This window comes from Acidobacteriota bacterium (genome assembly GCA_020853395.1).
Classification (GTDB): Bacteria; Acidobacteriota; Vicinamibacteria; order Vicinamibacterales; family SCN-69-37; genus JADYYY01.
Map to the genome: position 1 here is coordinate 83,878 of JADYYY010000019.1, position 24,271 is coordinate 108,148.

A 24,271-nucleotide genomic window follows, 5' to 3' on the forward strand; every position below is an offset into this window, starting at 1 on the left:
ATGATCAGGACACTCGTACGCGAGTCATTCCGTGCACCACTGCTCACGGGCCTCCTCGTCGCGGCCGGCTCCACGGTCGGTGCATTCTGGATCCAGGACCTCCGGCGCGACGTGTTTCCCGACCTCTCGGCGCCCGTGTTCAACGTCATCACGCAGAACCCGGCGATGGGCGCTGAGGAGCTGGAAACGGCGATCGCCATCCCGATGGAGGTCGCTCTGGCTGGGCTCCCCGACGTTCGGCGCGTCCGCTCCAACGCTCAGCTTGGCGTCGCGCAAGTGACGATCGAGTTCGACCCTGCTGCCGACTACTACCGCTCGCGCCAGTTCGTGGCCGAGCGCGTCGCGCAGGCGTCTGGCCAGCTTCCTGCCGGCACCGATCCGCCGCTGATCTCGAGCCTCACCGGGCGGCTGAACGAGATCTTCGAGTTCACGCTCGAGGCCGATGCCGGTGCCGCCGACTTGATGACGCTCCGGGACCTCGCGGAATTCGAGGTCAACAACCGTCTGCTGGCCGTCCCAGGCGTCGCCGCCGTCGAGCGGCTCGGCGGCTACCTGCGTCAATTCCAGGTTCAGCTCGATCCCGAGCGAATGTCGGCGAGGCGCGTGAGCCTTGATGAGGTGATGCACGCGGTCGATGAAGCCAACATCGATGCCGCGGGTGGCATCGTGGCGCAAGGGGCGATCGAGTGGACGGTTCGGGCGATCGGCAGAGCACGAACGGTCGACGACCTGCGCCGAACGGTCGTCACGACGAGAGGTGCCGTTCCCGTCCTGCTCGGCGACGTGGCAGACGTTCGCGAGGCCCCTGCCGTCCGCCGGGGCGTGGCCCACCGCCTGAAGGGCGAAGTCGTGAGCGCCCGCGTCATCAAGCAGTTCGGCGCCGACACCGTCACGGTCGCGGCAAGCATCCGGTCAGCGGTTGAGGACATTCGCCGGACGCTGCCCCAGGGCGTCCAGCTTCGCATCGTCTACGACCAATCGCAGCTCGTCCAGTCGGCCCTCGGCGGCGTCGGCCGCGCCGTGATGTTGGGAGGCGTGTTCGTCGTCCTGGTGATCCTCGTCTTGCTCGGCAACGCCCGCGCCGCGCTCATCGTCACCCTGACCATTCCGGCCTCGATCGCGCTGTCTGGCTTGCTCCTGCGCCAGCTCGGTGTCGGCCTCAACACGATGACGCTCGGCGGCCTCGCCATCGCTGTTGGACTGCTGGTCGATGCCGCGATCATCATGGTCGAGAACATCCTCCATCGGCTGTCGGGAGCCACGTCGAGGGCCGAGCGCCGGGAGCGCGCGATGAACGCCGCTCTCGAGGTGGCGACGCCGATCGCCTTTGCCACCCTCATCGTCGTCGTCGTCTTCCTGCCGCTCTTCGGCATCTCGGGCATCGAGGGCCGGATGTATCAGCCGTTGGCAGCCGCGGTGATCGCCGCGATGACCGCGGCGCTCGTGCTGGCCCTCACGCTGGTGCCGGTCGCGGCGGCCGGCCTCATGAAGCCGCGTCACGGCAACGGCGGTGACGACGACGTGCTGCTGCTACGGAAGGTGAAGCAGTGGTACGCCCCGATGCTCGACGCGTCCCTGCGCCGGCCGTGGATCGTCGCGGTCCTGACGGCGGCCGCTGTCATCGTGACGGCGGTCGCGGGCGCGCGCGTCGGCAACGACTTCATGCCGCAGCTCGACGAGGGGGCCTTCCTGTTGCAGACGGTGCTACCTGCTGAAGCGGCCCTGGACGAAGTCGATCGGCTCAACCACCGCGTCGAAGATGCGCTGCGCGCCGTACCAGAGGTCGAGGACGTCGTGCGGCGAACGGGACGAGCCGAGCGGACCGAAGACCCGATGCCGCACACCGTCTCGGACGTGCTCGTGGTGCTCCAGCCGGACCGAACGCGTTCGATGGACGCCATCGAGGCCGACATGCGCGAGCGCGTGGAAGACACGCCGGGTGTGGCCGTGCTGTTCACGACGCCGCTGGGCATGCGGATCGATGAAGGCCTCGGCGGCACGCCAGCGGATTTGTCGGTGCGCATCTTCGGTCCGGATCTCGACCAACTGTCTCGACTCGCTGAACGAGCCGGAGGCCTGATCCGCGGTGTGGGAGGAGTGGCGGACTTGCGTGTCGAACAACTGACGGGTCTGCCCCAGTTGCAGATTGCGGTGAATCGCGAAGCCACCGCGCGAGTCGGGCTCGCCCCGGGCGACGTAGTACGCGCGATACGTATCGGTCTCGTCGGGGAGGAGGGTGCCCAGGTCTGGCAGGGCCAACGCCGGTACGACCTGCTCGTTCGCCTTCGGGACGATCAGCGTGGTTCGCTCGAAGCGATCCGAACGCTCCTTGTCGATGGGCACGACGGAAAGAAGATTCCGCTGGGCCAACTCGCCGACCTGACACAGACGTTCGGTCCCGCGGCGATTCGCCGCGAGGCCGGCATGCGCCGCATTGCGGTAGAAGCCTCGGTGAGCGGGCGAGACCTCGGCAGCACCGCAGCCGAAGTGCGCCAGATCCTCACCGAGCGCCTGCAGTTGCCCGCGGGCTATTTCTTCGATCTGGGAGGCAGGGTCGAGAGTCAGGCGCGGGCGACGCGCTCGTTGATGCTGGCCATTGGCGCGGCCCTGTTCGGCGTCTTCGTGTTGCTGCTCATCGCACTGGGTTCGGCCATCGAGGCGACGCTCATCCTCGCCACCGTGCCGATCGCGTTCGTCGGCGGCGTGTTCGCGCTGCTCGCGGCCGACGAGACCTGGAACGTGTCGTCGCTCGTCGGTCTGATCGGCTTGTTCGGCATTGCCGTGCAGAACAGCCTCGTGCTCGTCGCGCAGACACGCGGTCTCATGACCGCGGGGCGCACGCTTCGCGAAGCCGTCCGTGAGGCGAGCATCGGCCGCGTCCGGCCGAAGCTGATGACGGCAGCGACCGCGACGCTCGGCCTGTTGCCGCTTCTCGTGCTCCAGCTTCACGGGACGGAAATCGAACGGCCGCTGGCGATTGTCATGATCGGTGGGCTCGTGACGTCGACGCTCTTCACCTTGTTGGTGTTGCCGACGTTCTATCTCCAAGTGCACGGCTGGCTGGATCGGCGGGCGAAGCACCGCGAGGCCGAACTGTGAGTCGTTCGGTTGCCCAGGAGGCGCCGACGCCGGTCTCGACTGGCAGCGGCCGTCACTCCTTCATCGTGGAAGGCATGTGCTGCGCGAGCGAGGTCCGGCAACTCGAAGGAAAGCTCGCACCGATGCCTGGCGTCGAGCGGCTGCAGTTCGATCTCGTCAACCGGCGACTCCGAGTGGATGGCGACATTCCAGCGGTCACGGTCCAGCGCGCTGTCAAAGATCTCGGCATGACCGCGCGGCCGGAAGGTCAGGCGCTTCCTCCACCGCGCTTCTGGCAACGACATGGACGACTGGCGATGTGCGCGGTGTCGGGTGCGTGGCTCGCCATGGGTCTTCTGGCCGGTTGGACGAACGCGAATCGTGGCATCGAGGTCGTGCTCCTCGGGCTATCGGCAGCGACGGGCGGCTGGTTCATCGTTCCTCGGGCCTGGAAGTCCGCCAGGAACCTCTCGCTGGACATGAACGTGCTGATGACGATGGCCACGATCGGCGCGGCGGCGATCGGGGAATGGAGCGAAGGCGCGTCGGTCATGTTCCTGTTCGCGGTGGCACAGTTACTCGAGACGTCGTCGATGGATCGCGCGCGGAACGCGATTCGCGCGCTGATCGATCTGTCGCCAACCGAGGCGACGGTCAAGCGGCGGGACGAAGAGAAGACGGTGCCCGTGGCCGAAGTCACGGCCGGCGAAATCATCGTCGTTCGGCCGGGTCAGAGGATCCCGCTCGATGGCGTGGTGCGGCAAGGCACGTCGAGCGTGAACCAGGCGCCGATCACCGGCGAGTCGCTGCCGGTCGACAAGACCGTCGGCGCGGAAGTGTTCGCCGGGTCGATCAACGAGCAGGGCCTGCTCGAGATTGAGGTCACGAAGCTCGTCGAAGACACGACACTGGCGCGCATCGTTCACGCCGTCGAGGAAGCCCAGGCGACGCGCGCGCCGTCGCAGTCGTTCATCGATCGGTTCGCTGCCGTCTACACGCCGGCGGTGGTCGGCGTGGCCATTCTCGTGATGGTCGTGCCGCCGGCGCTCGATTTCGGCAGTTGGAGCGACTGGTTCTACCGCGCCTTGGCCATGCTCGTCATTGCGTGTCCGTGCGCGCTCGTGATCTCGACGCCGGTGTCCGTGGTGAGCGGCCTTGCCGGCGCCGCCCGTGAGGGCATTCTGATCAAAGGCGGCTTGCATCTCGAGAACGCCGGTGCGGCAACCGTCGTCGCATTCGACAAGACGGGCACGCTCACCGAGGGGCAGCCGTCGTTGACCGACGTGCTGCCCGTCGCCGGCGCGTCCGCAGTCGGCATCCTCAGTGTGGCCGCGGCGCTCGAGCGCGGATCCGAACACCCGATCGCCCGGGCGATTGCTCGAGCCGCGGGCGCGCGTGGATTGGACACCTCGCCGGTGACGGATTTTCGGGCCGTCGTTGGGCTGGGGGTCGAAGGCACCGTGGCGGGACGCCGCTATTTCCTCGGCAACGAACGTCTGTGCCGCGAGAGGGCCGTGTGGACTGCGGAGCTCGAAGCGGCCTTTGCGGGCATCGAGCAGCAAGGGAGAACCGCAATCGCTCTCGGAACATCAGAGTCTGCGTTGGGCGTCCTGGGCATCGGCGACCGGCCGCGCGGCAATGCTGCCGACGCCATCGCCAGCCTTCGGCGCGCGGGCGTACGACGCATCCTGATGCTCACGGGTGACAACGAAGGCACGGCGCGCGCGGTCGCCGCCGCCGTGGGAGTAACGGAGCACCGTGCCGGCCTCCTGCCAGACGACAAGCTGGCGGCCGTTCGCGAGTTGGAATTCGACGGCACCCGCGTCGTATTCGTCGGCGATGGGGTGAACGACGCGCCGGCACTCGCAGCCGCGACCGTCGGAGTGGCGATGGGCGCCGCAGGCGCTGATGTCGCGTTGGAAACGGCGGACATCGCGCTGATGGCCGACGACCTCTCCAAGCTTCCGGTCGCGCTCGGCTACAGCCGTCGGACGCTCCGCATCATCAGGCAGAACATCACGTTCTCCCTCATCAACAAGGCCGTCTTCATCGTGCTCGCCGTGGGCGGGTGGGCGACGCTCTGGATGGCGGTGGCGTCAGACATGGGCGCGTCACTCGTGGTGATCGTCAACGGGTTGCGCGCACTGCGCCTGCCACGACCTCCGTCGTCCGCAACCTCGTCGATGGCCGAGTAGATGCGCTCGGCGGCGATGCCTTCGAGCACGCCGGCGATGTCAGCTTCCGTCGTCAGGAGTCACGCGCCGAACGCGGACCAACTGAGCTCGCATTGCGCTGGTGGCACGGACGAACACGCTCGCGAGAGCCGCAGCCCATGCTCACCGGAGCCGGCTAGGCCCGCCGCATCAGCGGCGCCTCGACCGCGCTCGCGAGAGTCGCAGCACGATGGTCACCGGAGTGCCTCGCCCGGGCCGAGCCGCGGCGCGCAGTCACCCGCGACCAGGTTGGCGAAGCACAAGAACAGCGGCGACGGGAGCGCGTCGACGTCGAACCAGCCGATCTCGGCCACTTCCTCCGGTGCCTGAATCGTGCCCTCACCAGCCGAAGCGATGCCGCGCATCCACACGGTGATGTAGTGCTTGTCCTCTGCGTCGAAGATGTCGTTCGTAATCGCGACGAAGGTCACCTCGGAGACGACCACGCCGGTCTCCTCGTACAGCTCTCGGCGGGCGCACTGCGCGGGCGTCTCACCGAACCCGAGGTGGCCGCCCGGCGGCGACCACGATCCCGCGCCGTGCAAACCGTGCCGGCGAATCAGCAGGAGGCGGCGATCACGAATCACGAGACAACCGACGCCGACATAGGGGACTCTGGGCCACTCGACCATTTCCGCAGCGCTCCTGTAGGGCGAATCCTAGCATCGCCCCTCGACGCACTCGGGGCCGAGGATCGCACGCGATTCCGCGCTGCGGCCCACGCCGGCCACGATGGTGAGCGCGGAGATCAGGCAGGTGGCTGCAACGGCAATGCGTTCTGACATGCCACACATGCCCTGCGCGAGGCGGAAGGTGTCAGATGCGTCGTTGACAGCATGGGATGCGCGACCGGGTGAAGGTTCGGCCAAGCAGGCTGGGCTTCGCTACGTGCGCCCCTCGGATGCAGACGCTCCGGTTGGTGACCAGCCACCAGGAGGGGCGTCGTTGGAAACGAAGGCCGTCACCTCACGGTCCACCTGCAATCGGCAGGGCCTGTCCACATCGTTGCGTGTGATGCGCGATCCTCGATCTTCAGGTTGACTCGTTCAGTGCAACCGCCAAAGGCGGACACCTTCAGGTACCGGAAGGCCAACGAGCAGCTTGCCGTCGCCCGTCCAGCCCGTGGCGATGGGCATCGTCGGCGGCGGCCATTCGGTGTGCGTCTGCCATGTATCGAGCGCGCGAACGACAATCCGATCGGGCTGCGTGATGTCTTCTGACTTCCTCGAAATCTCGGCGACGAACTTGCCGTCGGGCGAGACGTCGAGCCTCCATATTGGCTGAGATGTGCGGTCGAGCTTCCGGATCGTGGCGCCCGTGGCGGCATCGATGATGGTCACGACCCTGTCACCGCTCACCGCGAGAACCGACTTGTTGTCGGCGGTGAAGGCCAAGGCCAGCGGCACCATCAGGAATTCACGATTCTGGGCGACTTCTCGACCCGTGGCTGCGTCGTGAATTCGGACGACGGTATCGCCGTCCCCGGTTGCCACCCATCGCCCGTCTGGCGAGAACGCGAGCGCAGGCGTGCCGCCGACCTGGCTGCCTAGCGTCACGACGAGCTTGCCGTTCCCGGCGTCGAGTATCTGCGCGGCATCGCCCTCCGCCGTGACCGCAAGTCGGTGGCCGTCCGGGGAGAATGCGAGCAACCCCGGATACTTCGGCAGCCTGTAGTCGAATCGCAGCTGTCCCGTTGCGGCATCCCAGACGCTCACGAGGCCGGTTCGATCCCCGAGAGCCACTGCTGCACCATCCTGCGAGTAGTCGATCGCGTTGACCGGCCGATCGCCGTAGTCGATCGTCCGGAGCTCGTTGCCATCCGGCAATGAGAGGATGCGCAGCGTGTGATCCGCGGTCAGCGCGACGGCCGTTTGTCGCGTGCGCGCGAACAGCAGCACGAACACCTTGGAATCCACGCGCAATGACCCGGTGTCCACGGGCGCAGTGATTGCCGGAGCTGCCGTCGAGCATGCGAACGCGACGAGGACGGCGGCGAGCGCACCGCGCCGGCGGTTCACAGACGCTCCAGGACGAGTTCGAACGTGACCCCCGCGCGACTGCCTTCCGACGACGCGGTCATCTTCACTGGCCGCACCAGCTCGAGGCTCTGGATCAGAGGATCCTTGGTGAAGTTCTTCGCCGGGTCGCCGTCGAACACGGGATCGGTCGCGAAGTACAACTGCGTCGTGAGCGGCTTGCAGCCGGGCGCCGTGACCAGATAGTGAATGTGCTGACACACGCGCGCCGGATAGTGACCAGGCATGATCGAGCTGAAGCCATAGGCACCCGATCGGTCTGCGGTCAATGACGTCCGATAGCGATAGCTGTCGAGGTCGTACAGTCCCGCGTCGTCTGCCTGCCAGATCTCGATCTTCGCACCGTCGAGTGCGACACCGCGCGTGTCGAAGACGCGGCCCGCAACCGCCAGCGGAAGCCCCTTGTCTCCCGGCGCCCGAAGCTCGGCGACGTGTGGCGCTTCGCGTTTGTAGAAAGGTCCAAGCTCGTTCCAGGGCGTCGGCGGCCGAACTGGGTTCTGCATTTCGGACCAGGCGAAAACATCTGCCATAGATACCCCCGGTGCGAGCGTCAGGACGCCCAGGGCCGCGCACTTCCAGAGCACATCACGCCGGCTGAGAGCTTCCCGCATGAGTGGGAACGATAGTCGCACAGCGTCTCAGGGGCAACGGCTACGCTCGTGGCCCATGTTCCTTCCGTTCTCGTCGGGCCAGGCGTGGCCCGCACACCTTTGGGTGTTCCATAGGAACCTGCCACCCGTTCATATGGAATGTCCAAAGGAACTGACGGGCGGCTCGCGAGGGTGGTAGCGTTGTCGATGGCTCCCGAACGAGAGAGGGATTCCATGTGCGTCTCGGCGCGCGTCATTCATCGAGAACGCGCGGTGCATGCGGCGCTTCGGCCGTTCGCGCTGGCCCTCACGATCTGTCTTCCGTCGGCAAGCGGCGCACAGGGAACGGCCGCGGCGTGGCTCGACGAGCGGACACCGGCCGCGGAGAGTCCAGATGCCAGATGTCGCGGCCTCGCACGCCCACCGGAATCGCCCGAAGACCAGCGCGTACGAGACCGAGGCTGGGATCTCGTCGGCGCCTATCAGGGAGGCTGGCAGATACGCGTGATCCGCGCGACGGCCGGGTACGACGGGATGTGCCGGCCGCGCGCCTATCAGGACTTCGTCTTCGTGCGCGGCGTGTTCGCGGGCACGCTCTCACCACAGCCCATGGACAGCCGGGCCGATGGCGCGCTCGGGCGCGTCGCGGTTCGGAGCAGCGCCGAGATCATCGGCGACTACGCCCGGTATGCTGCCAGTGACCCGTTGTGTTGTCCGTCGCGCATCACCATCGTCGTGTTCAGGGTTTCGGCCGAGCCGCCGGTGGTGGTGCCGGTGTCCGCGTCCACCTCCGCCACCGCCGAGTCGCCCGGGCCGGCACGCACCATGGCGTTGGAAGGCACGTCCTGGCAGCTCGTCGCCTTCGAGGGCGGTGACGGCACGCGGCTCGCGCCAGACGACCGGACGAAGTACACCATCGAATTCGGCGCCGCAGGCCGACTGGCGGCGCGCATCGACTGCAATCATGGGCGCGGGACCTGGACGTCGGACGGTCCCAATCGGCTCGAGGTTGGGCCGTTGGCGCTGACGCGAGCGATGTGCCCACCCGGATCTCTGCACGACCAGATCGTGCGGCAGTGGGCGAACATCCGGTCGTACGTGATCAGGAACGGACATCTCTTCGTGTCCCTCCGTGCCGACGGCGGAGTCTACGAGCTCGAACCGCTCGCGCGATGAGCACGCAGCCGTCGGAATCGCTGCTTTCCGACGCAAGGCTCTGATTCTGGGCTGCCGCTCGCGATCGAGCGCTGCCGCTTTCTAACGCGTCCACCGCTCGCGGCGGACACGGCCTCCGGATCTCGCTGGCGCCACTTCCGTTGCCCTGAGGCGACCGGGTTCTCGGCGTGGTCGAGTGCAAGACGACGCCCGACTCTCGCTCCCTGTGCGTGGGGCTCGCTCTTCTGCCAGCGAAAGCAACCATTGTCGTCGTTGATCCGTCTGACCTGTTGTTTGCCAAAATGAAAACACGCCCACTGATTTTTGGGACCAACAGGAGCCTCGACCGTGGAGAAACGTGACGTACAGCAGGGCACGCTGTCCCTGATGGTGCTGAAGACGATCGATGTGCTGGGGCCGCTGCACGGCTATGGGATCGCCAGGCGTATCGAGCAGATTAGCGGCGATCTGCTCGCCGTCAATCAGGGCACGCTCTACCCCGTGCTGCTGAAGCTCGAACAGGAAGGGGCGATCGACTCGGCGTGGGGCACATCGGACAACAACCGGCGGGCCCGCTTCTACCGCCTCACCGTCGCTGGCCGGCGCCGCCTCCGGGTGGAGGCGCATGCGTGGGCGCAGACGAAGGCCCTCATGGATCGGTTCATCGCGGTCAAGGCGGAGGATCTGACATGAAGACGTTGCGGCGCTTCATGGCGCGGCTGACCGCATCCGTGCTCGGGCGACGAGACGCGAGCCGCGTGCGCGAGGAGCTGGCGGAACATCTGACGAGCCTGACCGACGAGTACGTCCGCGGCGGGCTCCCGTTCGACGAAGCGCGCCGCCGGGCGAGGCTCGAGATGGGATCCGAGGAAGCGATCACCGAGGCCTGGCGCGACGAGCAGCGGTTGCGCCCTCTCGAAGACTGCTGGCAGGACGTCCGGTTCGCCTTCAAGGTTCTGCGCAGGATTCCCGGGCTCGCCGCTGTGGCGGTCCTGTCGATTGGGCTGGGGATCGGCGCCAACGTGGCAATCTTCAGCATCGTGAACGCCGTCGTACTCCGCGCCTTGCCGTATGCCGAACCAGACAGGCTGGTCGGGATCTGGGGCACGCACGTTCGCACCGCCGGCCGGGGCCTCCTGTCGCCAGCGGCCTTCCTGGACCTCAGGAGTCAGACAGGTACTCTCGAGCGAGTCGAGGCCGTTGAGTTCGTCACGTTCAATCTCGTGACGGGCACCGCGCCCCTGCGAGTCGCCGGCGCGCGGGCGTCCGCGGGGATCTTCTCGCTGTTGGGTATCGGCGCCGCACGGGGGCGCACCTTTCTGCAGAGTGAGGACGGACCCGCCAGTTCTCCGGTAGCTGTTCTGAGCTACGCACTCTGGCAGCGCCAGTTCGGCTCCGATCCTCGCGCGATTGGACGGTCCGTGACCCTGAATGGCATCGTCCACACGATCGTTGGCGTCGTGCCGCCCGCACTTCAGTTTCCCTTGAGTGGTCCCGAGGTCTGGGTGCCGTTCGCCATGAATCCGGAGGAACGTACCGTCCGCCACACGAGCAACGTCCAGGTGTTCGGGCGACTCGGGCCACGTGTTTCGGCGACCCAGGCGGAGGCCGAGTTGACGAGCATGGCGCGGGCCCAGGAGGGTCACGTTCCCCAGTACACGGACTGGAAGTTCACCGTCATTCCTCTGAAGGAACAGATGGTATCGGACGTTCGCCAGGCGCTGATGCTGTTGCTCGTCGCCGCGGGTCTCGTCTTGTTGATCGCCTGTGCCAACGTCGGCAACCTGCTCGTCGCACGAGCCGCCGCGAGACAGCAGGAGGTCGCCATGCGGATCGCGCTCGGGGCTAGACGCTCGCGCCTGGTCCGGCAGTTCCTGACCGAGAGCCTCGTGCTGGCTACGGCCGGAAGCTTCCTCGGGCTCGCGATCGCTCATGCCGTTGTCAAGGCTCTTCGGGGCATCGTGCCGGCCACCGTGCTCGAGCGGAGCCGTGGTGATTTCGCCATCGACGGGTCGGTGTTGATGTTCAGCCTGGCGCTCACGGTGCTCGCGACGGTCGTCTTCGGCGTGGGACCGGCCATGCGGCTTTCTGGCGCCGAGTCGGCTCCGTCACTCGGAGGCAGCAGCCGGCGCCTGACTGGAACGCAGCGTGATCGGCGTCTGCGAGCCACGCTCGTCGTCCTGGAGACAGCGCTCGCTCTCGTCTTGCTGATCGGAGCGGGGCTGCTCATCAACAGCTTCTGGCGTCTGCAACGGGTCGATCCAGGTTTCCAAGCGAATCGGCTCCTGACCTTCCGCATCGCCCTGCCCGAGGCCGAGTACCGCGACAAGCTCGTTCCCGTCGGGGACGCGTTCGTGTGGGAGGGCCGCCAGGTGCCACTGTTCTTCGATGAGCTCCTGCGGCGGCTCGCGGCGCTGCCTGGCGTCATCGGCGTGGCCGCATCCGGATACGCGCCGCTCACCGGCGAGAACAACAGCGCTTCGTTCGAGAAGGAACGAGCAGGTTGGATGGATGGCGGCCGGCCACGCGTCGCATTCTTCCGGCCGGTCAGCGCGAACTACTTTCGCGTACTCGGTATCCCATTGCTTCGTGGCCGGGAGCTCGACCCGCACGATATCCAGGGAACGATGCCCGTTGCGCTCATCAATCAGACCATGGCGAACCGATACTGGCCGGGCGAAGACCCGATCGGTCAGCGATTCCGCACGTCACCTCAGATGCCCTGGCGCACGATCGTGGGCGTGATGGGCGACGTCCGATACGACGGCCTCAGCGAACCCACCATCCCCGAGATGTATTTCGCCTATGGCCAAGCGCTCTGGCCGCAGCACACCATGACGATCCTGGTCCGGACGGCCGTGAGTCCGACAGAGTCCATCGCTCCGATCCGGCGAGAAGTGAATGCACTCGACCCGAATCTGCCGATCTACAACGTCCGAACCATGGACCAGTGGATCGCGGGCTCACTGGCCACGCCGCGGTTCAACGTTGTTTTGTTGGGCACGTTCGCCGGCCTTGCGCTGGTTCTTGCGTCGGTCGGAATCTACGGCGTGGTGTCCCACTCCGTGACTCAGCGCACGCGGGAGCTCGGCCTGCGCATGGCGATGGGAGCACAGCAGCGGGATGTCGTGGCGATGGTCCTTCGCGAATCGTTGCTCGTGGTTGCGGTGGGGATGGCGGTGGGCGTTGCCGGAGCACTGCTCGGAACGCGCGCGTTGTCCGGCCTGTTGTACGGCATCGGTCCGATGGATCCCGGTACGTGGGTCGCGGTCACGAGCCTGTTCTTCGCGGTGGCACTCCTCGCCAGCTACGTTCCGGCCAGGCGCGCGACCCGCGTCGACCCGGTGATCGCGTTGCGCGCAGAATAGGTGAGGAGCTCTCACGGCGTGACGTCGAGCGGCCACACTTCGACGACCCCGTGAGCGACCGCGCACGGCGTCTGGGAGACGAGCCGCACGGCCTCTTCGATGTCGCTCGCTTCGATCACCGCGAAGCCGGCGACCGGGAGGTCCGACCGCATGAACGGTCCGGTCGTGGTGTGGAGATCGGCGGCCTCCGGGTTGCGCACCTGCACAGGAGCGCCGGCGATCCCCATCAGCACGCCCATGGCCCGAAGGCGCGCGTCGTGGGCATGTGCGGCCGTCCTGACCGACGGCGCCGTTCGGTCGTAGCCCGCACGGTCGCCGTAGCCTATCGTGACGAAGGTCGCCATATCCCATCTCCTGTTCCTCGAGCCGAACCTCTGTTGTCTTCGAGGCCCGGTCGATCGAAAGTCCTGAGAAGACCCTGAGAACGGTCATGTGTCCGATCGCCGCCGCCGGATTCGACGGCTATCATGGCCCACTGATGCCGTCGGCTCGATCGGGCGACGCGTTTCGCCTCGCCGGTGCGCTCGCTGCGGTGGCGGCTGTTGCGCTCGCGCTCAGGTGGTGGCTCGCCGACTCGAATGCGGCCACCGTCTCGATCTCGCTCCTGCTGATCGTCCTGATCGCGGCGGCGACGGCGCGCCTGTGGGTCGCCATCGTGACCTCGATCGTCGCGATGCTCGTCATCAACTTCTTCTTCCTGCCGCCGACCGGCACGTTCAGGATCGCCGATCCCCACAACTGGGTCGCGGTCTTCGTCTTCCTGGCCGTGAGCCTGGTGGCCAGCAACTTGTCGGCCGCCGCGCGTGCGCGGACGCGGGAAGCGGTGGCGCGCCGCGACGAGCTGGCGCGCCTCTTCGACCTGAGCCGCGACGTGCTCATCCTGGGTGAGGGCCCGGGGGCGATCGCGCAGCTCGCCCGATCGATCGCGCGCCGGTTCGACCTCGAGTACGTGGCGATCGCCCTTCCGCAGGACGGTGATTGGAACGTCCACGAAGCGGGAACGAGCACGATCGACCTCGATCGGCGAGAGCTGGCCAGCGCGTTCGCCGCCGCGCACGCCTCGCTGGAGTTCGACGCGATGGCCCGAACCTACGCGGGGCACCGCGTGATGAACGCCGGCACCGAGCACGTTCGCCTCGTGCCCTTGCGTGCGCGCACCATGCCGATCGGCATCCTCGCGGCCGCCGGCCGGCCGGTGGAGGCGGGAACGCTCGACGCCTTGGCCGGCATCGCGGCCATCGCGATCGAGCGCGCCTCCTTGCTCGAGGCGCGCAAAGCGGGCGAGCTCGCCCGCCAGCGCGAGGAGCTCCAGACGACGCTGCTTGCATCGATCGGCCATGATCTGCGCACACCGCTCACGGCCATCCGTGTGGCCGCGAGCAACATCCAGTCGCCGGCGCTCGGCGAGGCGGACCGGAACGAGCAGAGCGAGCTCATCCTCAGCGAGGCCGAACGGCTCTCACGCCTGTTCCAGAACATCATCGACATGGCGCGGATCGATGCCGGCGCGGTTGCCACCGAGCCGCGCTGGACGCACGCCGCGGAGATCGTGGCGGCCGCTCGCGATCAGGCCCGGCACAGCCTGCAGCAGCACGTCGTGGACGTCACGGCGGAGGGCGACGTGCCCGTGCGCCTCGATCCGCGACTCGCGGCCGGCGCGCTGGCGCACGTGCTCGAGAACGCGGCACAGTACTCGCCCGCCGGCACCGCCATCCGAGTCCTCACGCGGCTGCACCAGCACGAGCTCATCATCGAGGTGCTCGACGAGGGCCGCGGCATCGCGCCGGGCGAGCTCGCCCATCTCTTCGATCGGTTCTACCGAGGTGGTGCCGGGGCAGAGACGCGCGCATCGGGCACGGGCATGGGCCTCTGGATCGCGCGCGGCCTGTTGGCTGCCGAGCACGGCCGAATCTGGGCCGAGAACCGTCCCGAGGGCGGAGCCCGCTTCACCATCGCCGTGCCGGTTCAGATCCGGCCGCCAGAGTCCAGTCCTTCGCACGCATGACATCACCGGCGCGGATCCTGCTCGTGGACGATGAGGTCGCGATTCAGCGCGCCGTGGGGCCGCTGCTTCGGACGCGGGGGTACGACGTCGACATCGCGGCCAGCGGTGGCGAGGCGCTCAGGATGATCGCCGACGAGATGCCCGATCTGATCGTGCTCGACCTGGGGCTGCCCGATATCCAGGGAACCGAAGTCTGCCGCCGCGTGCGAGCGACGTCGCAGGTCCCCATCGTCGTGTTGTCGGCTCGGGGAAGCGAGGCGGACAAGGTGCACGCCCTGGACCTCGGTGCCGACGACTACGTGAGCAAACCGTTCGGGCCCGAAGAGCTGCTCGCGCGAATTCGCGTGGCGCTGCGCCGCGTGATGAGCGAGCGGGCGTCGCCGCAGCCGCTCCGCGTGGGCACCCTCACGATCGACTTCGACCGCCACCGCGTCGTCGACGGCACGACCGAGATCCGCCTGACGCCGAAGGAGTTCGAGCTGCTGTCGCTCCTCGCGAGAAACCACGATCGCGTGCTCACGCACCGCGCGATTCTCAAGGCCATCTGGGGCCCGAACGCCGTCGATCAGCCCGAGCACCTGTGGACGCTGGTCGCGCAGGTCCGCAGGAAGATCGAGCCCGATCCAGCGAAGCCGCGGTACCTGTTGAGCGAGCCCTGGGTCGGCTATCGCCTCTCCACCGAAAGCGCGTGACCCGTCTTCAGTGACCGCGGAGATTCGCCGGCCCACCGGCCTGTCGAAACGCCGCGGTCCTACTTCGCCGGCCCGAGCGATCGAAGGTAGTCGACGATGCCCCAGATGACATCGTCTGTGAGACGCCCTTCGAAGCCCGCCATCATCGTCGTCGGGACTCCGCGTTTGATGACGGTGAAGACCTCGCGATCGCTCGCGCCGTGATCCCAGTGACCGTCGGTGAGATCCGGCGGCTGCTCGCCGCGCTGCTCGTCGATGATGGAAATCGTGAGGCCGGCCTTCACCGCGCCTTGGGCCGATTGGCCGTGGCAGGCGGCGCAGTTGGCGTCATAAGCGCGCTTTCCGGCGGCGATGGATTCCGGCGTCGACGACAGCGGATTGCGGATCCCGGTGGTGGCTTCCCCGATGACGCGCCGGCCAGTGCCTGGCGCCGGAACATCCGCCGCGCGTGCGGGCGCGGCCACGGCTCTGGCGCCGACGACCTTTCTGATCATGCCGTCGCTCTTCGTCAGGATGTACAGCTCGCCGTCGTCGTCCTCCGCGAAGCGGAAGTCGACTCGGCCGCTCCCCGCAGCGCCGGCGAACCCGGGGAGCGCAGATCCCGAGCCGCCGCGCTCGCGGAACTTCTCTTCCGCGAGCCGGCGCAGGTCAACCACCATCTCCGAGATCGGTGCCACCGTCTCCGGATTTCCATCGTCGGCCGCGACGACGTCGGCGTGGTTGGCATACCAGATCCGTCCGGTGGTGATGTCGCCGAAGACGAGCTTGTCTCTGAGCGCTGGAATGCGCGTGCCGCGGTAGACGAAGCCGTTGGCGATGGCGTCACCGCCGGTGTCGCGACCGTGCGAGTACTGGATGACCGGATACGCCGGCCGAACCGTTTCTCGCGTCACCGTGTCGGAGACCTGCACCGGAATCATGTCGGTGTCAGGCAGCGGGCCCATTCCGTTCGTGGGCGACATGCTCTGCGTGCCCTCGCGCAGCGGATAGCCGTAGTTCGCGCCGCGGCGGACGACGTGCACCGTCTCCCAGCCGACGAGGCCGATGTTGAAGGCCAACAGCGTGGTCGCACCGGGCCGTGCCGGATCGACGTCCCAGCTCAGACGATGGGGATTGCGCAGGCCGTACGCCCAGACTTCCTTTCTCGCGCCGTCGACGGCCACGAAAGGATTGTCGTTCGGGATCCGGTAGCGGCCGTTCGGGCTGATCGTGCTCGTGGTCGTCTGCTCACGCAGGTCGGGGACGATGCGGAGGATCTTGCCGACGAGCGTGTCGAGCCGCTGCGGGTTGAGGCGGCGGTTGTCGCGCTGCTCGCCGGACTGCGCATCGCCCGCGCCGAGATACATGACCCGCCAGTCCGCATCGCCGCGCCGCGCCGCCGGGTTGAACGTCATCTCGCCCAGCGGATGCGGTGCCAGCGGATGCTGCACTCGCAGCACCTCACGGGCCGTGCCTTCGAACGTCGTGTTCGTGATGTCGCGATCCGTCCACTCCACCAGCACGACCTCGCGATCGATCCGTCCGTCGACCGTCGGCGTCTCGACGGCCGGCGTCGTCGTGTAGCCGGCGAGGTCGAGCGCGGGTACGGCCGCGGAGCGGGGCATGCCGGATCCGGGCGTCGACGGATCCTCCATGTGGAGCGTGTAGAAGACGCCGTTGTTGGCGTAGTCGGGATCGAGCAGAACGTTGATCAGGCCGCTCGCGAAGTTGCGTTCGTACGTGAACTTCGGGAACAGGCCCGGCCGCCTTGCGAGGCCGTTGAAGTCCAGGTACGTCGTGAACGTCCTGGTCCGTTTGTCGAGCAGGTAGAGTGGGCCGTTGAGATCGTTCACGAAGAAGCGGCGGCCGCCAGGCTCGTCGCGCAGGAAGTTGACGCGGGCGAGCTGCGCGCGCGTGTTGCCGTCCGCGTTGTTCGCCGTGATCGGCAGCGATGCGTAGTCCTCGAGCTCCAGCATCAGCCGCGGCGCCGGCTGAACGGCGACGGGCCGGATCGCGGTCACGGCCAGCAGCGCAGCCGTCAGTGCTCTCGAGAGAGCGCGCGTCACGGCCGGCCTCCGTTCCGCCTGCCCACGCGCGCGTCCACCCATTGAAGGATCAGATCGGCGATCTGCAGGTTGTTCTCGTCCTGCATGATCATGTGGCTGTTGCCGCGAATGCCCCGGTCGGGCGGCGCGAGCATCTCGGCCTGGCCGCCGGCACCTTTGATGCGGGCGATGAGGGCCTCGCAGGCCTCGAAGCGAGCCTGCCACGTCGGCAGCGTCGGAAGGCCCGTCGGCGTCTCGCGGTGATCGCCGAAGACGACGAGGATCGGCACTTTCGCGAGGCTCGAGATCTGATCGGGCGTGTAGCGGGCCGGGCAGCTCCCTGGTTCGACGAGCACGAGGCCCTTGGCCGCGGCGGGATCGATCAGCGCCGCCTCGAGCGGAAACGAGCCCGACTGCGAGTGGCCCATCAGCACGGCGCCGTTCAACTGGCTCGCGAGAGCCGACAGCGCCTTGATTGTCGGGTTCGGCGTGGGGATGCCGCCGAAGCTGACGTCCGGGACACCTTGCTTAGCGAGCTCATCCACGGAAGCGACCGGGAACTGCGTGTCCGCGAACGGCTTGCCAGGGGTCAGCCCGAAGCGGAAGTTGGGCCAGACGCTCTCGTCGCTGAATCGCAGCCAGACGGGTTGGCTCACCGGCGGGGCCGAGCCGGCGCGCACGTTGTTGAAGACCGCCTGGTTGAATCCCGATCGCCCGCGTCCGACCTGGTCGGGCACGTACACGGCATGGCCCTGTCGGACGAAGTACTCGTCCCATCCCATCCGGCCGTCCGGCGTCGTCTCCCACGACTTGCCGGTCAGCGTCGCGCCGTGAATCATCACCACCGGCACGTTGCCGCCGCTGCCCTGCGGCACCATGAAGCGCACGTACATCTGATTGACGGCGACGTGCCCGCCCGGGCCGAGGTCGCCGAGCTCTCCTCGGGTCTGCTCGACGTTCTCGCCGCCGACGAAGAAGCTCCCTTGCGCCTCGAGCACCAGGGGCGAGGCTGGAGTCTTCACGTCCGCGAGAGCCTGCGCGATCGCGTCGCCGCCCGACAACGTGACGCAACCGGCGATCACCCATGACGCGACGAAAGAAGGTCTCTGCTGCATGTCGCGAGCGTACGAGCCCGCGCGAGGCTGTCGATGCCTGTTCCTCCGGAAATCCGGCTCGAACGATGGCGTGAGCCCGGAGGTTCAGGCAAGACGAGCGTGCAGGCGCCGTGTACGATGGCCATCGCGCATGCCTACTCTTCGTCGGACCCGCCCGCGAGCCGCTGCCGAGCCTTCCGCCGTTCGCGGCCGCGCCGGCCGCTCTGCGGAGAGAACCGTTGGCCCGTCGCTCGAAGAAATCAGCCTCGCCGCGCCTGGCGCGCTGGCGCTGCGCCGATTGGCGACTATGGTTCTTCGGTACGCTCCCCGCGAAGGCGTGTTCCCGTTGCGGCTTCCCGGAACGTACGCGTTGCACCGCAAGCGGATCTCGTCCGAGCCGATCCGCGCCACGCTGGAACCGTCGCTCTGCATCGTGGCGCAGGGCGCCAAGGTCATGATGCTCGGCAGCGAGCTGGTCCGATACGATCCGGCGCGCATGCTCGTCTTCTCCGTGCCGCTGCCGGTCTCGGGCCAGGTGACGCGGGCGAGCGCGCGGGATCCGTTCCTCGGATTCAAGCTGGACCTCGTGCCTGCGCGCGTCGCGGAGCTCTCTGCGCGCGTGTTTCCGCACGGCGTCCCCAAGCCGTCCGACAGCCGGGCACTCTACGTCGGGCCCGCGACCGACGCCATCGTCGACGCCGCCGCGCGGTTGCTGGACCTCATGGTGCGGCCGGAAGACGCGGACCTCGTCGGCCCTCTCGTCGTCGACGAGATCCTGATCCGCCTCCTGCAGTCGCCGATCGGGGCGCGCGTGGCCCAGATCGGCGAACGGACGTCCGGTGTGCACCGGGTGGCGCGGGCCGTCGCCTGGATCCGCGAGCACTTCGCGCAGCCCGTGACGGTCGCCGAGATGGCGGCGCCGGCGCAGATGAACGCGTCGGCGTTCCACGAGCGCTTCAAGGCCGTGACGGCCATGAGCCCGCTGCAGTACCAGAAGGCGTTGCGGCTGCACGAGGCGCGGCGGCTGATGCTGTTTCAGAAGGTCGAGGCCGTGGAGGCGTGCCACCGCGTCGGCTACCTCAGCCCGTCGCAGTTCAGCCGCGAGTACGCCAGGTTCTTCGGGAACGCGCCCACGCGCGACATCGCCCGGCTCCGAGCCGAGGGGTTCGCCAGCGCCGCTGACGGTTAGCTCGCCTCGTCCTCGCGCTGCCCTACGTCCAGCAGCGGCACCAACTCGACCAACCGCGAACGCGGAGCGGATCGCCAGACGGGGAGCCTCGCGTGCGCGACAGCGCGCACGCACCCGATCGGGGTTGCTGGCGCAGATCCGTAGGTGTCCGCCGCAACCACAACGGAGGACGGCTCCTCGGCGAGCTCCGCACGGCACCGGAGGCGCATGCGCTCCGCCCCCCTTCGCGTCGAAGCACGGGCAGGCCGCCCTGACCTCCACGATCAAGCTGCGCACGTCGCGCAACCCCCAAATGGTACTGGCGGCCGTCAGCGGCTGTGGGCAATATCCGGCCGAACCGGGCGACCTGACATGTTCGAGCACATCGAGTACCTCGATGCTCCAGCCGCCGACGGCGGCGGTGACGGCCTCAGCCTGGCTGAGGGGCGGCAGAACAAAGGCACCTCGGGCGCCGACAACGACCAGGCCGCCGGCCGCGGGTCCGCCGGGACCGCTCCGCCGTTTCAGAAATTAACTGCCGCCGAACGGCTCGCGCTCGAGCGTTGGGCGCGGCAGCGATCGTCGCCGCACCGGCTGGTGGTGCGCAGCCGCATCGTGCTGCTGATCTCGGACGGGCTGTCGGCGGCTGTCGTCGCGGCCAGGCTGCACGTGGCGCCCGCCACGGTGCGGCTGTGGACCAGGCGTTTCGCCGTTGGCCGGCTGCCGGCGCTGTTGCGCGAAGCGCCGGGTCGAGGCCGCCGCTCGGGCATCGCCGAGGCGCTCACGCGGGCCGTGCTCGAGGCGACACGGCGGCTGGCGGACGGGCCGCGAACCGTGCGCCAGGTCGCGGCGCTGGCCGGCACGAGCCCCAGCACCGTCTGGCGGATCTGGCGCCGCGCCGGCTTGACGTCGCGGTCGCCGGCCGAAGCCGTGGAGGCCGCGCTCGCGAAGGTAATTGCCGGAACAGCCGAGAGGCCGGACACGGGCCCGAAACGGTGAGGTTCTTGCTGAGCACGTCGGGCCCGGCTATGCGGGCCGCGGCCCGATCGAGGCCGCGTGGTTGACTTCATGACTCCGTTGACGCAAGGGGATGCCGATGACGCGAGGATGGCAGCGAGCGATGACGATGGTCCTGGCGGCGGGGGCGCTGGCAGGGGTGCCGCGGCCGGCGGCGGCGACGAGCCTGCTGACGTCCGCCTTCGAGGCGACGCTGGAAGGGTGGCTCGGCCAGGGCGACCTGGCCTTCACGGCGCTCTACGAGAAGCAGGCGGGCGACAACTCGCTCGACTTCCACGCCGCGGCGGACGGCCAGGGCGCGACCTTCACGCTGATCGAGGCATTCGTCGGCACTGAGCGGTACATCGTCGGCGGCTACGACCCGCTGAGTTGGTCGTCGTCGATCGGTGACTACAACTACAGCCTGACCGACGCCGAGCGGACGGCGTTCGTCTACAACCTCACAACCAGCACGAAGCTCGCGCAGCGCCTGACGTCGGACACGACGTATTGGGGCGGCTCGTCTGATTTCGGGCAGTTTCAAACGTTCAACTACCCCTTCTATGGACCAGCGTTCGGCGGCGGTTTTGACCTCGGCGTTCAAGGCGACTTGCTCGGCGGCTATGCACGGCAATACAGCTACGGGAGCGGCGCGCCCTGCGGGGTTGGTGGCGCCGACCTCTTCGGGCACGTTGCTTACATCGAGCCGTGCCCAACGCAGCCCGGCATCTCTGAGACCTTCTTCACCGTCGGCGCGCTCGAGGTGTACAGCTTCGCGCCCGCGGCCGCGGCACCGGTGCCCGAGCCCGCGTCGCTGCTGCTGCTCGGCGCCGGCCTGCTCGCCGGCGCACGCGGGTTGCGACGGAAGAAACAGAGCTGAGAGTGCGTTTCAAAACTCCCGCGGCGGGGGTCGCGCCGGACGGGGCCGCCCCGCATGGCGCGCAGGCGACGTCCGTGATCACGCGCGTGGTGCCGAGCACCACGGGGGCTGTCCGGCGACAGGACTCGCGCTCGCGAAGGTAATTGCCGGAACAGCCGAGAGGCCGGACACGGGCCCGAAACGGTGAGGTTCTTGCTGAGCACGTCGGGCCCGCGCACGCGGGCCATGGCGTGGTCGAGACCGCGTGGTTCGAACTCATGACTCCGTTGACGCGAGAGGGATGCCGATGACGCGAGGCTGGCGGCGAGTGATCACGATGGTGCTGGCGGCGGGGGCGGTGGCAGGGGTGCCGCGGCCGGCGGCGGCGACGAACCTGCTGACGTCCGCCTTCGAGGCGACGCTGGAAGGGTGGCTCGGCCAGGGCGACCTGGCTTTCACCGCGCTCTACGAGAAGCAGGCGGGCGACGACTCATTCGACTTCCACGCCGCGGCGGACGGCCAGGGCGCGACCTTCACGCTGGTCGAAGCCTTCGTCGGCACCAACCGGTACGTCATCGGCGGCTACAACCCGCTCAGTTGGTCGTCGATTGGGGACTGGAACTACAGCCTGACCGACGCCGAGCGGACGGCGTTGATCTACAACCTCACGACCAACACGAAGCTCGCGCAGCGCCTGACGTCGGACCCGACGTATTGGCCCGGCTCGTTCGATTTCGGACAGTCCCAGACATACAACTCCTCGTATTTTGGACCGACGTTCGGGGCCGGCAATGATCTTCGGGTTCACATCGACTTGCTCGGCGGCTATGCACGGCAATACAGCTACGGCAGCGGCGCGCCCTGCGGGGTTCGGGGCGCCGACCTCTTCGGGCACGTCGCTAACATCGAGCCGTGCCCAACGCTAAACGGCTACGACCTCACTTCGTTCACCGTCGGTGCGCTCGAGGTGTACAGCTTCGCGCCGGCGGCCGCGGCACCGGTGCCCGAGCCGGCGTCGCTGCTGCTGCTCGGCGCCGGCCTGCTCGCCGGCGCGCGCGGATTGCGACGGAAGAAGAGCTGAGAGTGCGTTTCAAAACTCCCGCGGCGGGGGCGGCGCCGGACGGGGCCGCCCCGCGTGGCGCGCAGGTGATGCCCGTGATCACGCGCGTGGTGCCGAGCACCACGGGGGCTGTCCGGCGACAGGAGGCCGCGCTCGCGAAGGTAATTGCCGGAACCGCCGAGAGGCCGGACACGGGCCCGAAGCGGTGAGGTTCTTGCTGAACACGTCGGGCCCGGCAACGCGGGCCGCGGCGTGGTCGAGACCGCGTGGTTCGAACTCATGACTCCGTTGACGCGAGAGGGATGCCGATGACGCGAGGATGGCGGCGAGCGATGACGATGGTTCTGGCGGCGGGGGCGCTGGCGGGGGTGCCGCGGCCAGCGGCGGCGACGAGCCTGCTGACGTCCGCCTTCGAGGCGACGCTGGAAGGGTGGCTCGGCCAGGGCGACCTGGCCTTCACCGCGCTCTACGAGAAGCAGGCGGGCGACGACGCGCTCGACTTCCACGCCGCGGTGGACGGCCAGGGCGCGACCTTCACGCTGGTCGAAGCCTTCGTCGGCACCGACCGGTACGTCATCGGCGGCTACAACCCGCTGAGTTGGTCGTCGATCGGTAATGACAACTTCAGCCCGACCGACGCCGAGCGGACGGCGTTCGTCTACAACCTCACGACCAGCACGAAGCTCGCGCAGCGCCTGACGTCGGACACGGCGTATTGGGGCGGCTCGTTCGATTTCGGACAATATCAAACGTTCAACTACCCCTTCTATGGACCAGTGTTCGGCGGCGGTTTTGACCTCCGTGTTCTCAACAACTTGCTCGGCGGCTCTGCACGGCAGTACAGCTACGGCAGCGGCGCGCCCTGCGGGGTTTTGGGCGCCGACCTCTTCGGGCACGTTGCTTACATCGAGCCGTGCCCAACGGTAAACGGCTACGACCTCACTTTCTTCACGGTCGGCGCGCTCGAGGTGTACAGCTTCGCGCCGGCAGCCGCCGCGCCGGTGCCCGAGCCGGCGTCGCTGCTGCTGCTCGGCGCCGGCCTGCTCGCCGGCGCGCGCGGGTTGCGACGGAAGAAGAGCTGACCGGCGCGCGTGATACGCCGCGGTCGACGACCGCCTGTCGGAGATCCGGTTCGGCAGGTCAGGCGCGGCGGGCGATCAGCCCGACCCCGCAGAGCTCGTCGCGATACTGGCGGAACACGCCGCGGACGGCCCGCAGGCGGCGCGGCGCGCCCGGCGTGCGCAGCGCGTTGCAGACGAACCGCGCCGCGCCCGCGACGCCTTCGTCTCGAACGAGCCGCGCCGGCTCCAGCAGGCGCATCGGCGCCATCGTCATCCGCTCGATCGCGAAGCCGGCCTGCTCGAGCCACTGCCGCCAGTCGCGCACGGTCCCGATGCGGACGCCGACGTGGATCACCGAAGACAGGTCCGCCTGGATGCGCGCGACCTCGGCCGGCGCGAGGTCGTCCGGCGTCACGGCCAGCTCGTGGATGACGTAGCGGCCGCCCGGCCGCAGGAGCCGGTGCGCCTCGCGCATGATGTTCTGCTTCGTGGCCACGGTCTGCATGCTGAGCATCGCCTCGCCGACGAGCAGCGTCGCCGAGCCGTCGGCGAGCGGCACGGCTGCCGCGTCGGCGTGCAGGATGCGCACGGCGGCCCGTTTACGCCCGGCCAGCGCGTGCTCCGTGAACTGCGCCGCCCGGGCGTCGCGCTCGACGCCCACGTAGCTCCGCGGCTGCCGCGACAGGATGAGGGCAGCCGTCCGCCCCAGCCCCGGCGCCAGCTCGATCACGTCGTCCTGCGACGTGATGGCGGCCTGCTCGAGGAGCCAGCGCGTGGTCTCGATGCCGCCGGGCCGCAACACGCGCTTGCCGAGCCGCGCCATCAGCCAGTGCGCCGGCATCTTCTGGACGTCGAGATCGGCGCCCGGCAGC

The 24,271-nt window shown here is 68.2% G+C and carries 19 protein-coding genes; 12 read left to right on the plus strand and 7 right to left on the minus strand.

Translation table 11 applies throughout. The annotated features are described in order from the left end of the window. Both IT184_16925 and cadA read left to right on the plus strand, forming a co-directional pair. Positions 1–3,099 carry an efflux RND transporter permease subunit gene (locus IT184_16925; GenBank protein ID MCC7010494.1) on the plus strand — a complete coding sequence of 1,033 codons (3,099 nt, stop codon included), beginning with the start codon at positions 1–3 and terminating at the stop codon, positions 3,097–3,099. Beyond that, positions 3,096–5,273: a cadmium-translocating P-type ATPase gene (gene cadA, locus IT184_16930; protein MCC7010495.1), complete on the plus strand. Its 2,178-nt coding sequence runs from the start codon at positions 3,096–3,098 to the stop codon at positions 5,271–5,273. The genes IT184_16925 and cadA overlap by 4 nt, the downstream gene beginning before the upstream one ends. 212 nt (positions 5,274–5,485) lie before the next feature. Here cadA and IT184_16935 read toward each other — a convergent pair whose 3' ends face one another. The 3 genes from IT184_16935 to IT184_16945 form a co-directional block, all read right to left on the minus strand. Then, on the minus strand, positions 5,486–5,923 hold the full coding sequence (locus tag IT184_16935) for an NUDIX domain-containing protein (GenBank protein MCC7010496.1): 438 nt from the start codon (positions 5,921–5,923) through the stop codon (positions 5,486–5,488). Between the two features lie 414 nt (positions 5,924–6,337). Beyond that, positions 6,338–7,228: a PQQ-binding-like beta-propeller repeat protein gene (locus IT184_16940; GenBank protein MCC7010497.1), complete on the minus strand. Its 891-nt coding sequence runs from the start codon at positions 7,226–7,228 to the stop codon at positions 6,338–6,340. Between the two features lie 77 nt (positions 7,229–7,305). Beyond that, positions 7,306–7,830 carry a hypothetical protein gene (locus IT184_16945; GenBank protein ID MCC7010498.1) on the minus strand — a complete coding sequence of 175 codons (525 nt, stop codon included), beginning with the start codon at positions 7,828–7,830 and terminating at the stop codon, positions 7,306–7,308. Positions 7,831–8,421: 591 nt separating this feature from the next. On the opposite strand from IT184_16945, the gene IT184_16950 reads away from it, so the two are divergent. The 3 genes from IT184_16950 to IT184_16960 all read left to right on the plus strand — a co-directional run bounded on the left by IT184_16950 (position 8,422) and on the right by IT184_16960 (position 12,440). Next, the gene (locus IT184_16950) at positions 8,422–9,093 is read left to right on the plus strand and encodes an LppP/LprE family lipoprotein (GenBank protein MCC7010499.1); all 672 of its coding nucleotides are present in this window, start codon (positions 8,422–8,424) and stop codon (positions 9,091–9,093) included. 366 nt (positions 9,094–9,459) lie between these two features. After that, positions 9,460–9,765 carry a PadR family transcriptional regulator gene (locus IT184_16955; protein MCC7010500.1) on the plus strand — a complete coding sequence of 102 codons (306 nt, stop codon included), beginning with the start codon at positions 9,460–9,462 and terminating at the stop codon, positions 9,763–9,765. Further along, a complete protein-coding gene (locus IT184_16960; protein ID MCC7010501.1) occupies positions 9,762–12,440 on the plus strand; it encodes an ABC transporter permease in 2,679 nt (892 codons plus the stop codon). Before IT184_16955 ends, IT184_16960 begins: the two co-directional genes overlap by 4 nt. 11 nt (positions 12,441–12,451) lie before the next feature. Here the strand turns inward: IT184_16960 and IT184_16965 are convergent, their stop codons facing one another. Next, positions 12,452–12,784 carry a transcription initiation protein gene (locus IT184_16965; GenBank protein ID MCC7010502.1) on the minus strand — a complete coding sequence of 111 codons (333 nt, stop codon included), beginning with the start codon at positions 12,782–12,784 and terminating at the stop codon, positions 12,452–12,454. Positions 12,785–12,918: 134 nt separating this feature from the next. Between IT184_16965 and IT184_16970 the strand changes: the two genes are divergently transcribed. Next, positions 12,919–14,445: a DUF4118 domain-containing protein gene (locus IT184_16970; protein ID MCC7010503.1), complete on the plus strand. Its 1,527-nt coding sequence runs from the start codon at positions 12,919–12,921 to the stop codon at positions 14,443–14,445. After that, complete coding sequence (locus IT184_16975; protein ID MCC7010504.1) at positions 14,442–15,137, plus strand: response regulator transcription factor; 696 nt, start codon at positions 14,442–14,444, stop codon at positions 15,135–15,137. Before IT184_16970 ends, IT184_16975 begins: the two co-directional genes overlap by 4 nt. A 59-nt stretch (positions 15,138–15,196) precedes the next feature. Here the strand turns inward: IT184_16975 and IT184_16980 are convergent, their stop codons facing one another. Both IT184_16980 and IT184_16985 read right to left on the minus strand, forming a co-directional pair. Then, positions 15,197–17,224 (minus strand): PQQ-dependent sugar dehydrogenase, encoded by a 2,028-nt coding sequence (locus IT184_16980; GenBank protein MCC7010505.1) that lies wholly within the window; start codon positions 17,222–17,224, stop codon positions 15,197–15,199. Then, the gene (locus tag IT184_16985) at positions 17,179–18,276 is read right to left on the minus strand and encodes a hypothetical protein (GenBank protein ID MCC7010506.1); all 1,098 of its coding nucleotides are present in this window, start codon (positions 18,274–18,276) and stop codon (positions 17,179–17,181) included. The genes IT184_16980 and IT184_16985 overlap by 46 nt, the downstream gene beginning before the upstream one ends. A gap of 286 nt (positions 18,277–18,562) precedes the next feature. Between IT184_16985 and IT184_16990 the strand changes: the two genes are divergently transcribed. The 5 genes from IT184_16990 (at position 18,563) to IT184_17010 (ending at position 23,420) form a co-directional block, all read left to right on the plus strand. Next, the gene (locus tag IT184_16990; GenBank protein MCC7010507.1) at positions 18,563–19,444 is read left to right on the plus strand and encodes an AraC family transcriptional regulator; all 882 of its coding nucleotides are present in this window, start codon (positions 18,563–18,565) and stop codon (positions 19,442–19,444) included. 351 nt (positions 19,445–19,795) lie between these two features. Further along, a complete protein-coding gene (locus IT184_16995) occupies positions 19,796–20,422 on the plus strand; it encodes a helix-turn-helix domain-containing protein (GenBank protein MCC7010508.1) in 627 nt (208 codons plus the stop codon). 121 nt (positions 20,423–20,543) lie between these two features. After that, positions 20,544–21,299 carry a PEP_CTERM-anchored TLD domain-containing protein gene (locus IT184_17000; GenBank protein ID MCC7010509.1) on the plus strand — a complete coding sequence of 252 codons (756 nt, stop codon included), beginning with the start codon at positions 20,544–20,546 and terminating at the stop codon, positions 21,297–21,299. 286 nt (positions 21,300–21,585) lie between these two features. Further along, complete coding sequence (locus IT184_17005; protein MCC7010510.1) at positions 21,586–22,359, plus strand: PEP_CTERM-anchored TLD domain-containing protein; 774 nt, start codon at positions 21,586–21,588, stop codon at positions 22,357–22,359. A gap of 311 nt (positions 22,360–22,670) precedes the next feature. Further along, positions 22,671–23,420, plus strand: coding sequence for a PEP_CTERM-anchored TLD domain-containing protein (locus tag IT184_17010; GenBank protein ID MCC7010511.1), 750 nt, complete (start codon positions 22,671–22,673; stop codon positions 23,418–23,420). Positions 23,421–23,478: 58 nt separating this feature from the next. Here the strand turns inward: IT184_17010 and IT184_17015 are convergent, their stop codons facing one another. Next, positions 23,479–24,240 carry a methyltransferase domain-containing protein gene (locus tag IT184_17015; protein MCC7010512.1) on the minus strand — a complete coding sequence of 254 codons (762 nt, stop codon included), beginning with the start codon at positions 24,238–24,240 and terminating at the stop codon, positions 23,479–23,481. Positions 24,241–24,271: the final 31 nt, after the last annotated feature.